General features: G+C 29.2%; 11 protein-coding genes. 7 read left to right on the top strand and 4 right to left on the bottom strand.

Annotated features, from left to right (window positions below):
- The first annotated feature begins 4 nt into the window (after positions 1–4).
- Positions 5–1,270, top strand: a complete 1,266-nt coding sequence (ilvA, locus tag AC3VJB_RS05520; protein WP_497666872.1) for a threonine ammonia-lyase IlvA — start codon at positions 5–7, stop codon at positions 1,268–1,270.
- A 115-nt stretch (positions 1,271–1,385) separates the two neighbouring features.
- On the opposite strand, the gene AC3VJB_RS05515 is transcribed toward ilvA, so the two are convergent.
- From AC3VJB_RS05515 to AC3VJB_RS05505, 3 genes are read right to left on the bottom strand one after another with little or no spacing between them, the layout of a single operon-like run.
- Positions 1,386–1,751 carry a YchJ family protein gene (locus AC3VJB_RS05515; RefSeq protein ID WP_437824853.1) on the bottom strand — a complete coding sequence of 122 codons (366 nt, stop codon included), beginning with the start codon at positions 1,749–1,751 and terminating at the stop codon, positions 1,386–1,388.
- Between the two features lie 2 nt (positions 1,752–1,753).
- Positions 1,754–2,113, bottom strand: a complete 360-nt coding sequence (locus AC3VJB_RS05510; protein WP_497666871.1) for a hypothetical protein — start codon at positions 2,111–2,113, stop codon at positions 1,754–1,756.
- 47 nt (positions 2,114–2,160) lie between these two features.
- Positions 2,161–4,509, bottom strand: coding sequence for an FdhF/YdeP family oxidoreductase (locus tag AC3VJB_RS05505; RefSeq protein WP_437824851.1), 2,349 nt, complete (start codon positions 4,507–4,509; stop codon positions 2,161–2,163).
- A gap of 258 nt (positions 4,510–4,767) precedes the next feature.
- Between AC3VJB_RS05505 and AC3VJB_RS05500 the strand changes: the two genes are divergently transcribed.
- The 6 genes from AC3VJB_RS05500 (at position 4,768) to AC3VJB_RS05475 (ending at position 11,776) form a co-directional block, all read left to right on the top strand.
- Positions 4,768–5,178 carry a response regulator gene (locus tag AC3VJB_RS05500; protein ID WP_047788969.1) on the top strand — a complete coding sequence of 137 codons (411 nt, stop codon included), beginning with the start codon at positions 4,768–4,770 and terminating at the stop codon, positions 5,176–5,178.
- Positions 5,178–5,717 (top strand): heme NO-binding domain-containing protein, encoded by a 540-nt coding sequence (locus AC3VJB_RS05495; RefSeq protein ID WP_047788968.1) that lies wholly within the window; start codon positions 5,178–5,180, stop codon positions 5,715–5,717. The genes AC3VJB_RS05500 and AC3VJB_RS05495 overlap by 1 nt, the downstream gene beginning before the upstream one ends.
- A complete protein-coding gene (locus AC3VJB_RS05490; protein ID WP_281979852.1) occupies positions 5,717–7,807 on the top strand; it encodes a PAS domain-containing sensor histidine kinase in 2,091 nt (696 codons plus the stop codon). Before AC3VJB_RS05495 ends, AC3VJB_RS05490 begins: the two co-directional genes overlap by 1 nt.
- A gap of 229 nt (positions 7,808–8,036) precedes the next feature.
- Complete coding sequence (locus AC3VJB_RS05485; RefSeq protein WP_047788966.1) at positions 8,037–8,354, top strand: Hpt domain-containing protein; 318 nt, start codon at positions 8,037–8,039, stop codon at positions 8,352–8,354.
- A 5-nt stretch (positions 8,355–8,359) separates the two neighbouring features.
- On the top strand, positions 8,360–9,067 hold the full coding sequence (locus AC3VJB_RS05480; RefSeq protein WP_073183565.1) for a LytR/AlgR family response regulator transcription factor: 708 nt from the start codon (positions 8,360–8,362) through the stop codon (positions 9,065–9,067).
- Positions 9,068–9,181: 114 nt separating this feature from the next.
- Entirely contained in the window at positions 9,182–11,776 is a 2,595-nt protein-coding gene (locus AC3VJB_RS05475; protein WP_073183563.1) for a T9SS type A sorting domain-containing protein, read from the top strand.
- Between the two features lie 4 nt (positions 11,777–11,780).
- Here the strand turns inward: AC3VJB_RS05475 and AC3VJB_RS05470 are convergent, their stop codons facing one another.
- A complete protein-coding gene (locus tag AC3VJB_RS05470; protein WP_497666870.1) occupies positions 11,781–13,787 on the bottom strand; it encodes a tetratricopeptide repeat protein in 2,007 nt (668 codons plus the stop codon).
- Positions 13,788–13,917 lie beyond the last annotated feature (130 nt).

Below are 13,917 nucleotides of genomic sequence, written 5' to 3'. Positions count from 1 at the left end.
TAGTATGGAAGTTCAAAAAGAAACGTATTTTCCTAAATTAGAAGCAATAGAGCAAGCTGCTACAACTTTACAAGAAGTTGTGGCGGTTACTCCGTTGCAAGAAAATTTTAACTTATCACAACAATTCAATGCTAATATCTTTTTAAAGAGAGAAGATTTGCAGCAAGTTCGTTCGTATAAAATTAGAGGGGCTTATAATAAAATTAGTTCTTTAACAGAAGAGGAACTGGCAAATGGAATTGTGTGTGCTAGTGCAGGAAATCATGCACAAGGAGTTGCCTTAGCATGTAGAAAAAAAGAAATCTACGGAACTATTTATATGCCTGCACCAACACCAAAACAAAAGGTAGAACAGGTGAAAATGTTTGGTGGTGATTTTGTAGATATTCGATTGATAGGTGATACGTTTGATGACGCTTATAAAGCAGCAAAACTCTTATCGGATAGTTTACAAAAAACGTTTGTACATCCGTTTGATGATGAAAAAATTATTGAAGGACAAGCCACAGTTGGTTTGGAGGTTTTAGAACAATCACAACAATTTATCGATTATGTTTTTGTACCTGTCGGAGGTGGAGGATTGGCTTCTGGTCTATCAAGTGTTTTTAAGTTAGTATCTCCAAAAACAAAGATTATAGGAGTAGAACCAGCAGGAGCGCCTTCTATGAAAAAATCGTTAGAAGCAAACAAAAATGTCATATTAGAAAACATAGATAAGTTTGTTGATGGTGCAGCAGTACAACAAGTAGGAGCGTTGACCTATAAAATTTGTAGAGACAACTTATCGAATATGATTACCGTTCCTGAAGGAAAAGTGTGTCAAACTATCTTAGAAATGTATAACAAAGAAGCAATAGTGGTTGAGCCTGCTGGAGCTTTGACGATAAGTGCACTTGATTTTTACAAAGAAGAATTGAAAGGTAAAAATGTAGTGTGTGTTATTAGTGGGAGCAATAATGATATTACTCGTACCGCTGAAATAAAAGAACGTGCATTGTTATACAGTAAATTGAAGCACTATTTTGTTGTTCGTTTTCCACAACGTGCAGGTGCGTTAAAAGAGTTTGTAGCTGAGGTATTGGGTGAAAATGATGATATTACTTTTTTTGAATATTCTAAAAAAACCAATAGAGAAAATGGTCCTGCTGTTGTTGGTATAGAACTAGAGAAAAAAGAAGATCTGCAACCATTAATTCATCGAATGAAACAGCGAAACTTTTATGGTGAATACCTAAACGATAAACCTAATTTATTTGAGTTCTTGGTGTAAAATAGATAAAACTGTCTAAGGTGTCATTTCGAACGAGGGACGAGGAGTAATCTTTCAAAAATGAGTAACAAACAAAAGACTTCTCCCTTTGGTTGAAATGACATTTTTGACAGTCTTATTTTTGACCAAGATATACCCAATGGTCATTTTCTTTACAAAAAATAGAGTTTTCGTGAATTACATCGATACTACTATTTTCCATAAAAAAAGCTTTAAACTCAACAGTGGTTTCTGTAGCGTGCAGCACATCTAGCTTTATCCAATTAACAGCTTTTGTCCAAGCTAAAATCTCTTTCTTTTCTCGCTTAGAAGGTCTGGTACTGCTGTGGTGACTTTTTTGTAGGTAATTAATATCTGCTAAAACAAAAGCACTATATCTTGAACGCATTAAAGCTTCAGCTGAGGTAGCTGAATGAATATTTTGATGTGCTTTTTGACAGCAATCACTGTATTTTTTATTAGGGTTACATGGACACTGCATATTTAATTAATTAACTCGGGTTGTTCTTGTATTCTAAAACAGCGTTCTTCTCCTAGAAATAAGGGATTTCCGTGTTTTTCAGACCAAAATCCATCTAAGATATTTTTAGAAAGGCAAGAGTACACAGCGACTCCTTTATATATAGTGTTATCATCGCCTCTGTAGTTAAAGTTAATAACTAAAATGTTTTTTTTAAAGAAACCGGTACCAAATTGTTCTTGTTGCTTGTTAATAAGCCATTTGGCAATAATTCTGTTGTCTTTATCAAGAGTTAAAGAGAGTGTGCCTTTGTAGGTGTTATCGCTTTCGTCTTGATTACTGCCTATAATATCATAAGTTCCTACTAAACCTTCTACTGTCATTTAATGTTCAATAATTAAGCAAAATTAAGATAGTTTATTATAAGTAACTACTTTTCTTGGTTAATAAGAGCAGTATTGTGTTTTTTTATTTTAATTTTTACATGCTTTGAGGCAGGCATATTACTACCTTTAACAGTATTGTGAATTGACACTAAAACATTAGTTTCCGGAAAATAAGTAACCGTGTTTTTTTCAGGAATAGGATATTCAACTATAATAAATAGTGGAGCAATACGCTCTGTATTGTCATCATAATTGTACAAGTCTACTTTATCACCTGCATTAAATCCTGCTTTTTCAATATCTCTTTTATTCATAAAAATTACACGACGCTCATTATAAACTCCGCGATAACGATCATCTAATCCATAAATAGTAGTATTGAACTGATCATGAGTTCTTACCGTAGCCATTAAATACTCATCATCAGCCAATGTGTTTTTAGGCAATGTGGTTATAGAAAATGGAACACGATCTCCAAACTCTTTAGTTTTAAACCGTCCTTCACGAGCCGCATTAGGTAAGTAAAATCCGCCTTTTTGTTTTACACGAACATTGTAATTGTCAAAACCTGGAATACATTTTTCAATATCATCTCTCACAGCATCATAACTATTCATATAACGATCCCAATCAACCACACTTTTACTTCCTAAAGTAGCTTTTGCAATACGGCAAACAATATGAGTTTCGTTGATAAGTTTGTCAGATATTGGTTTTAATACTCCTTTAGACCACTCTACGATTCCCATGGCATTTTCAGCACTTGTATACTGATGCTCACCATTAATCATATCAATTTCACTTTTAGAAATAGTAGGCAAAATTAAAGCTTCTTTTCCATGAATTAAATGGGTTCTATTAAGTTTAGTAGAAACAGAAACAGATAAGTCTAGTTGTCTTAATCCGTTTGTAGTATAGGTGGTGTCAGGAGTAGCAGACAAGAAATTACCTCCCATACTAAAGTGTACTTTAACTTTTCCTTCATTCATTGCTTTTATAGTATCAACTACATCGTAACCGTTCTCTCTTGGCGGGTTAAAACCAAAAACTTCGTTAAGTTTATCTAATTGTTTTTGGGAAGGATGATTATTAATCAACATTGTTCTGTTTCCTTGTACATTACTATGACCTCTTACAGGACAAGAACCCGCTCCGGGTTTACCAATACTTCCTTTTAAAAATAAGAGATTCAGAACTTCTTTTAAAATATCAACCCCGTTAGGTTGTTGCGTAAGCCCCATTCCCCAACAAATGATAATTCGGTTTTTATAAGCTAACATTTCAGCAGCTTTTTGAATATCTTTTTTTAGAACACCAGATATACTTGCTAATTCATCTACGTCATAATTTTCAATTTGCTTAATTAAATCGTTATAACCAACTGTTTTATTTTTGATAAATTCTTGATCGAAAACTTTACCTGGGGTTTCTTTTTCAAAATGAAATAGTAAGCGTTCGATAGCTTTTAGCAGTGCTAAATCTCCATTAATTTTAACGGGAAGGTGTAAATCGGCAAGTTGGATACCTTTTCCTAAAATACCACTTATTTTTTGAGGATCTCGGAAGCCCATTAAACCAGCTTCGGGAAGAGGATTAACAGCAATAACTTTAGCTCCATTCTTTTTCCCTTTTTCTAAAGCGCTTAACATTCGTGGAGAATTCGTTCCTGGATTTTGACCAATAATCATAATGATATCAGTATCGTAGAAGTCTTTTAAAGTGGCTGTTCCTTTTCCTATCCCTGTAACTGAGGCAAGGGTGAAACCAGAGGTTTCGTGACACATATTGGAACAATCAGGAAAGTTATTTGTTCCAAATTCACGTACAAAAAGTTGATATACAAAAGAAGCTTCGTTACTTGTTCTTCCAGAAGTATAAAAAGCAGCATTATTTGGAGATTCTAATTTATTTAAGTGTTCAGCAATTTTAGCAAAAGCATTGTCCCAGCTAATAGGTTCATAATGTGTACCATTTTTAGGCAAGTACATTGGTTCAGAAAGTCGCCCTAAACCACCTATTTCATAGTCACTCAAGTTGGTTAATTCTTCAATAGAGTTTTGTTTAAAGAAGGAAGCAGTAATTTTTTTATTAGTAGCTTCTTCTGCTAAAGCTTTAACTCCGTTTTCGCAATATTCAGCAATAGGTGATCGTTCATCATCTGGATCAGGCCAGCCACAACTAGGACAGTCAAAACCATTAAACTGATTCATTTTAAATAAAGCTTTTCCTCCTCGCGTTAGAGTTTTATCTTTAATTAAACTTTTTATAGCGTTAGTAACTCCGGGAATACCCGCAGCCCAATCTTTCGGAGCACCAGTTCTTAAACTTAATAGTTTATAAGGAGGTTCTGCAGAAGGTTGTTTGCTTTTGTCTTTTTTATTTTGATTTTCCATAATTATAAATAGACTGTTGTTATGAATAAAAAGCGTTTCATTATAAGTCTTTATAAAACTAACAAAAAAAGACTAAAGAGAAATGCTTAATTTGTAACAGTATTATTTTTTTTATATATTGTATGAAAATTGTTCAAAATGTTCATCGATACTTTTTGTTCATTCATCGATAGTTAGGTATAAGTAGTCTATTTTTAGATGGAGTGTTAAGAATTTGCATTAATATTGGTATAGTTAATAAATATATCAGAAAACAAAATGAAGAAAAATCTTAATGTCCTTTTAATAGAAGATAATACTATTGAAGTAATGAAAATGGATAGGACAGTTTCATTACTTAAGCTAAAGCATAAAATAATAGAGGCTAAGACAGCCGATGTAGCACTGGAAAAGTTAAATGAAGGATTTGATCCTGATATAATTTTGCTTGATTTGAATATGCCGAAAATAAGTGGTATTGAGTTCTTATCAATAATTAAAAAAAATGAAGATTTTAGGCACATACCAGTTATTGTATTAACAACGTCTAATAATAAAAAAGACATTGTAGAGTGTTATAAAATAGGTATTTCAGGGTACATTTTAAAGCCTTTAAAGTATGAAGATTATATTACAAAAATAGATATAACATTGTCGTATTGGGCTATTAATGAATTAAAAAATAATTAATGAAAGGAATTGTTTTTACAGAGTTTTTAGATTTAGTAGAAGAAAAATTTGGTTTAGAAATGGTAGATAAAATTATATCCCAATCAGAGTTAGAATCTGATGGGATATATACTTCTATAGGAACTTATAGTTTTTCTGAAATGTTACAATTACTTGAAAACCTAAGCTCGAATACAGGTGTTTCTATAGATGATTTGTTACTTATTTATGCGGAACATTTTTTTAGTGTTTTGAAAGAAAGTTATTCTGGACTTTTAGAGTCTTTTAATGACCCCATAGAAATGCTTTCTTCAATAGAAAATCATATTCATGTAGAGGTGAGAAAAATTTATCCAGATGCAGAATTACCCACTTTTATAGTTGAAAGTAGAACAGACACATCATTAGTAATGATTTATAAGTCCAATAGAGCAATGCATCATTTCGGATTAGGTTTAATGAATAAAACATTTGAACATTTTAATAGTAGTGCAACAATAATATTAGAAAAGATTAAAGAAGACGGAACAGAAGTTAAATTTATTATCAATAAAAATTAATGAGTCAAAATGAAATAGAGATATTAAAAAGAGCTTTAAAAAGAGAAAAGGCAGCAAGAAAAATAGCTGAAAAAATATTAGAAGATAAATCTAGAGAATTATTTTTAATTTCTGAAAAACTAAAAAAAACAAACGAAAAGTTAGAGGAATTATTAAATGAGAAGTCTTCACAACTAAAAGGAGTTTTTGAAAATATTAACGACTCTTACCTAGTTATGGATCTAGAGGGGAATGTCTTAACAATGAACGATGCTGCTAAAGAACTTTTTGGCTATGATATATCAAAAGAAGATTTAAATGTAAAATCTTTACTACATCCTGAAGACACAGTATATGCTTTTGAGTCGTTTGGTAAACTGTACGAAACAGGTACTTTTTCAAACTACACTTCCAGAATTATTAGTAAGGATAAAAAGGTAAAATGGGTTCAAATTAATGCCAGTATAATTTATAATAAAAAGAATGAAAAAATAGCTGCACAAGGAATTATTAGAAACATTTCAGAAAGTAAGAGAGCAACAGAGTTAATTGAAGAGCAGAAGAGAGAGTTAGATATAATTGTTGAAAATTCATCTTTAGGAATAGCATTAGCCAAAGACGGTAAAGTTATAAGAACAAATAAAGTTATAGAAGAACTTTTAGGGTATTCTAAAGAGGAGTTTGCAGGATTAACTATTAAAGAAGTATCTTTTAAAGATGATGTTTCGTTGTCTATGAACCATTTAGGTAAGATGGAAAGAAACGAAATAGATAATTATGTGATAGATAAACGATATAAAAGAAAAGATGGTTCTATTTTATGGGCTAGAGTTAATGTAAACTCTGTAAATGATGCTCTAGGACAAACAAAATTTCAAGTTGCTATCATAGAGGATATAACATTACAAAGGGAAAGAGCATTAATTATTGATATGATTAATGAATTGGCTAAATCTATTTTAGGAAAAGATGATATTTATGAAATAGCCTGGGAAGTAACTGAAAAAATAGCTGAATATTTAGACTCTCAAGACTGTGTAATATATTTGTTAAACAATGATAATAACACATTAGAACAGATTGCTTCATATAGTTTTGGACTAGATAGAGGAGAGATAATTAAGGATGTTTTATCAATTGGAGAAGGTATTATTGGAAGTGTTGCAAAAACAGGAAAAGGCGAAATTATAAACGATACTTCTTTAGATGATAGATACGTTGTTGGTGAAAAGGTTAGATATTCTGAGATAGCAGTTCCTATAATTAGTGAAGGTAAGGTGATAGGTGTTATTGATTCTGAACACGAAGAAAAAAATTATTACAGAGAAGAAAACTTACATACATTAGAAAATATAGCAAGTCTTGTATCTATGCAATTAAAGAGTGCTATAAACTTAAGAGAGAGAGAAAAGGCTGAAAAAGAAAATTTACAACTTTTAAAACAATTAGAGAAAAGTAATAATGAGCTAAATGAATACGCACATGTTGTTTCTCATGATTTAAAATCTCCATTAAGAAGTATTGATGCTTTAGTTTCTTGGATAAAAACAGATAATGAGGGTAAATTAGATGATACTACCCTTCAAAACTTTAATTTGATAGGAGACACTTTAGAAACAATGGAGAATTTAATTTCTAGTATTCTAGAGTATTCTAGCGCAGGCTCAGAGGTAAGAGAAAAAGAAGAAGTAAATTTAAATATAATCATAAATAACTTAATTCAAACACTATATATACCTGAAAACATTTTTATAAATGTCCTAGAAGAGTTACCTACTGTAAAAGGAGACTCTATTAAATACCAGCAACTTTTTCAAAATTTAATAAGTAATGCAATTAAATTTTCAGATAAAGAAAAAGGAGTAATAAACATAAGCTTTACAGAAAAACCTTCATTTTATCAGTTTTCAGTACAAGATAACGGAATTGGAATTGAAAAAAAATACCATGATCGTATTTTTAAAATATTTCATTCTTTAAAAGAAAGTAAAGAGTCAACAGGTATCGGACTTTCTATTGTAAAGAAAATAGTACAGTTGTATGGAGGAACAATGTGGTTAGAAAGTGAATTAGGTATCGGTACAACGTTTTACTTTACCATAAAAAAATAAAATATTACATTAAGCGCAACTAGGATAAATACTACGATGTTTGCGTCGAAAATTAAGAACTTTTTTTATAAATACTTCATAAGCTTGCTCTGATGTAGCTAACTTAAATATATGTATATGTTTTTAAATCAGGTTTTTGTATTGCGATAAAACGAAAATTAATATGAGTTTTCATATAAAATTATTATTTTAGATTTTATAAAAAGTAGAAGCCCCCAAAATAATAAGTATGGAAACCCCGAATTTAAACTATGTTAATGAGTTAGCAAGAGGAGATGAGTCAATAAAAAATACATTGATAGATATAATAAAGACTGAATTTCCAGAAGAAAAAAATGATTATTACGAGAGCTTAGAGGAGAGAGATTGTAAAAAATTGGAAGATAATGTTCATAGAATTAAACATAAAATTAGTATTTTAGGTCTTGAAAAAAGTTATGAATTAGCTAATGAATTTGAACATAATTTAAGAGATAATAAGATTGATAAAGTTGATGAGTTCGAAAAAATATTAGTTATAATAACAAATTATTTGAAAACCATTTAAATTTTATGAATTGTATTATTATTGATGATGAAAAGTTAGCAAGAACTATTATCAAAACTTTGTGTGATGATATAAGTACTATAAATGTATTAGGAGAGTTTTCTAATGCTTTACAAGCAATTAAATTTCTAAATGAAGGGCACAAGGTAGATCTTGTTTTTTTAGATATTCACATGCCTGATTTTACTGGTTTAGATTTTGTAAAAACCCTAAAATCACCACCCCTAGTTATTCTTACAACATCTGACCCTAAGTTTGCAATTGAAGCTTTTGAGTATGAATGTATAATTGATTATCTATTGAAACCATTGGATGTTAACCGTTTGAAAAAATCAGTAGAAAAAGCTCATAAGAAAAATATAGAAAAACCATTAGAAAAAATAGCTTCACCTACTGAAGTAAAAAATGATTTTTATATAAATATAGATAGGCGCCTTATTAAAATAGATTTACCTTCAATATATTTAGTAGAGGCTAAAGGAGATTATATAAATATAAAAACAGAAGAAAAAAATTATATAGTACATTCCACACTAAAAAAAATAGAAGAAAAGTTGCCTGATACATTGTTTTTAAAAGTACATCGTTCTTATATAATTAACTTAAAAAAAATTATAGATATAGAAGATAATAGTGTTTTAATAAAAAAAGATGTTGTTCCTGTAAGTAGATCAAAAAGACCTGAGTTAATGAAGCGTTTAGATTTACTGTAGCATTCCATCTAAATAAAAATGCATTTCGTCTATACTAATAACTAATACAACGTGTTGTAAACTTTTTAAAGTATTAATAGTCATAGTTTTGTGATATATCAAACACAAAATATTATGAAAAACAAAACTATACTATTAAAAAAAATATTATACATTAAAATAATATTACTTTCTTTTTCAAGCATAGCACAGGAGCCTTTTAATTGTGTGTACGATGCATATTTATTTCAGTATAACGATGTTTATTCTATTGATTTAGCATCAGGAAATTCTTATTTAGTTAAAGAAGATATTACCCAAGGAAACATAAATGCAGCAGCCTATAATCCAACTGATGGATATATTTGGGGGTCTTTAACTAGTCCAGAAAAAACTATTGTTCGTATTGGAAAAGATTTTTCAACAACAACTTTATATATAAATGAATTACCAACAAATAATAGGTATGTAGGTGATATTAGCTCAGAGGGAGTATATTTTTTAAAAGGAGGAGGGACTACTTTTTACAAAATAGATTTAAACCCTAACTCGCCAACATATGAAAAACACCTAGAAACCGAAACATTATCTCAAAATATCAACATTCACGATTGGGCCTTCAATGCGGTAGATGGAAATTTATACGCAGTAGAAAAGAAAACAAATATTTTATACAGAATAAATCCAAGAACTTATGAAGTTGAAGCACTAGGAGTAGTACCAATTCTTTCAGGGCTAAATTACACTTATGGAGCAGTATATTTTGATTTATCAGGGCGTTTTTACGTATCAGCAAATCAAACAGGAACAATTTACGTAATTCAAAATGTACAAGATATAAAGCTGCCTACCGATATTGAGTCAAATTTATTTGCTTTTGGACCATCAAGTGCTAGTAACGATGGTGCTAGATGCCCAACTGCACCAGTGCCACAAGAAATATGTGATAATGGGATTGATGATGATGGAGATGGATTAGTAGATTGTCAAGATCCGTCATGTTCAGGTTTTGGAGTATGTGGAGTAATGTTAGCTCCTACATCTGGAGGTAATGAAGGAGGATTGGAAAGTAATGGAAGATTATCTGAATTAATTAATAAGAGGAACTACAATAGAACCAAGGTAAATTATAAATTTAATAGAGCAAGTGCAAGAAAATTAAAAAAGTCAGCAAAGTATAGCAAGAGGTCAAAAGGAGAAATTATGTTAGAAAGTTTCATCCCTTTAGAAGTAATAAAGGAAGATAATGTAATAGAATCAACACCAATAGACCTGTTGGCTATTACAAATGCTACAGAAATTTATTCAGTAGATTATATGAAAAACGATGTTCCTGTAGCTTCTATATTAGCAATGAAAACCGAAAATGGAGTTTATGAACATTCAAAATATATCTGTGATCGTTTACTAGGGGCAGAGTTAGTTTCAGTATCAACAATTGAAATTAAAGGAAAACAGTTTATAAAATCACTAATAAGAAATGCTGATAATACAGTTGAGTTTGTGTTAAGCTTATCAGCTAAAGCAACAAATAATGAAACCCATTTTTCTATAGAAAGCCATTGGAATTTAGATAAATATGAAAAAGATATTACTTTTTATAATTTTCAAATATGGTCAAACTCGTTAGATGATTTATATCTTCTTGCTGATGAAGTAATTAATTTATTAGAAGTAGTAAAACCAATTTCAGCTTATTATTTATCGTCTGCACCAACAGTTTTTGTTAGAAAAGGTAAATATGTTAATGGAATACTTGATCTAGAAATAATTAATACAAATAAGAGTGATAAAGTAACTTTTGACTCAGGGTTTAGAAGAACGGAAACAGATGTTTTTAATAAAGCAAGTCAACCATTAAATTTAGAAGAAAATTATATTACAAATATAAAAGTACCAACAGGAAATTTATTTGATATAGGTTTTAGAATAGGTGATGGTATTGCTACTCCAGATGATTTATTTATGTCTGATGGTCCTTGGGGGGTTGATGACTCACAAGAAAACACAACAATAGTAGATTATAACGTATTTCAAAATAAAAATAAATTTAGTGAAGATGATTTCCCTATAGAGAGGAATATATACTTAAAGGCAACAACAGAAAGTTATTTTGCTGCATATAGAGCATTAACTCCACGTTTTAGCGCTGTAGATTTATCTGACTACAATAGTTTTAACTTTAAAGCAAGAGGTAATGGTAATGTAGAAATAGTTTTATTGAAAAAAAGTATAACATCATGGGAAAATCAATTTAAAACAACAATATTATTGACTGATGAGTTAAATGAGTTTAAAATTCCTTTTTCAGAATTTAAGTCAAAAAATGGAGAAGAACTATTATTAAACGATATAACTACAATAACATTTACAATGACTTCAGATGATGGCAGTATGGTAGTTAAAGAAATGAATTTACAAGATGTTTATTTTTCTAAAAATAGTAAATTAGAGGTGTCAAACTTTAACTTACAAACTAATCAAGTTAAAGTAGTACCTAATCCTGTAAAAACAGTATCTAAAATTTATTTTAACTCAAAGTATGAAGAATTGGTTAATATTAATATATATAACTCAATGGGTAGGATAGTAAAAACTATAACTTTTGAGGCTAAAATAGGAGAGAATATAGTTTCTTTTATAAAAGGAGATCTTAAAACAGGAATATATTTATGTAAAATAATAGGAACAAAACAAAAGTATAAAACAGTTAAATTATTAGTAGAATAAAAAATTAAAATAATTGACTGTTAAAAAGAGGTTTTTTGAATAAATACCATTTAAAACGAATTCCAATCTCAGAAAAAACAAAACCAGCAGCTGTAGTAGATGCAATATTACTTTGATTTCCAAAAACGTTCAAAAAACTTCTTCTATTTAACTTATAACCTATTTTACCTTGAAGACGGTAAGTACTTTGTTTTTCGTTATTTTCAATAAATTGATAACCTACAGCTGCTGTTAATTCATAAAACCATTTATGTGTTTTAGTATCATTTTCATTTTTAATTATATTTAAGAAGAGCTCAGAAGCGTTAAACTCTTCTGGACTAAAATACAGTATTGGAACTTGATTTTTAAAAGAAATATATTGATAATTAAGACCTATCTTTAAAGAAGGTCTCTTTAATACATTGTAGTATAAAGATGTAAAAAGTAAATCTCTTTTATTATTATCATTTTGTGAAGTGTAATAATATTGTGTAAACCATCCCAAATTAAAGTTAGTATTTAAGTTATAATTAACAACAAAATTATTTTGAACAATTTCTCTTGCTATCAAAGCAGCATTAAAATTTTGAACCTCTCTTTTATAAGCAAAACTTAAATTTTGAAGTTTAAAAGGTTTTATGTGTAAGCTTACATCTGTAAGTAACTGTTTGTAAGAATTTACCTTTGTGGTAGAAGAAGTTATTCCAATACTACCATTGAGAGTAATGTTGTTTTTAAGTTGATAAGAAGCTCCTAGTAAAAGGTTATTGGAAGTAGCCTCATCTTCGGTATCAGAATTATTAGTTGTTCTGTAGGTATAATTAGCTGAAAATTTAAGTTTAGTATTTACTGGAAACTCAACGTTGGTTAAAAAAGAATAAGCGTTATTATTACCATTATCAAAAGAGTATAATACTTTAGTTTCTGTAAAAGGAGTAAAGGTTTTATTTAAATTATTTATAAAATTTAAGGCATCTTTTTGGTTGTTATATATCTGTAGAGTTCTGTATGCACTATTGTAAGCTTTTTTATAATAACCAAGAGCTTTTAATGTGTTAGCCTTACCAAGATTACCGTCAAAAGAAGCAGTGTCTTTTTTTAAAATAGTATTATAGTCAGTAAGACTTTTTTTAAAATTACTCTTATAAATATTTAAGGTAGCCCTTAAAGAAAGCATCCAGTTTTCTGGAGTTTCTTTTGTAGCTAACAGTTTATTTATTTCTTTTTCAGCCAAACTATACTTTTGATTCCAAATCAAAGCTTGTATATATCTTTCTTTTGTTTGATTTATAGTTTTAGCATCGGTAGTTATATGTATATTTTTAATAGCTTTTTCACTAATTTTTAAGGACTCCTTTTCTTTAAAATTTAAATGATTTGTGAGTGATAAACCATTTAAAGAAATTAAATAATTTTGGGGATTATTACCAATAGCGAGGTATGTTTCTTCAGCTTTTTTTAATTGTTTGGAAATAAGATATAGTTCTGCTAAATTGAGTAATGTTTCTTTATCATTAGGAAAAAAATGTAAGTTTTTCTTTAAGTAGTTTTCAGCAATAGTGTATTTATGGTTATTTTTTAAGAAATTAGCATAACCTAAATGAATATATTTTTTAGATAATAAAGCATTATTATTTTTTGGGGAAATGATTAATGCTTTGTTAATGTAAATTAATGCTTCTTTGTATTTTTTTAAGTTTGATAAGGTGTTGGCATAACCTAAAAGTACTGTAAAGTTTTTTGGAGCTTCTCTTAATAATTGTTCATAATATTTTTTAGCAAAGGTATAATTGTTATCCCATAATAATGATTCTGCATAATTTATCTTAATTTCAAAATCATTAGGAAATTTTTTTAATAAATTTTCAAATAATAAAACAGCTTTTGTTGGATTTCCGTTTAATCCAACAGCTCTTCCATAACATAAGTTTGCAGTTTTATTGTTTGGGTATGTTTTAAGAATTTCTTTAAAAAATGCAAGAGCTTTATCGTATTTACCTGTCTCTAAATATGTGTAACCTTGTTGCATGTCTTGAGCAAGGCTATGTAGACTAATAAAAAAAAATATTAGAGGGGCAATATATTTAAGTTTCATATTATTTTTTTGTTAATGCAAGTTAAGCATTAGTATTTAATCTTTCATCGAAAGTAAATTGTTT

Source organism: Tenacibaculum sp. TB-53 (assembly GCF_059716285.2).
This window is presented reverse-complemented; position numbering and strand designations above follow the sequence as displayed.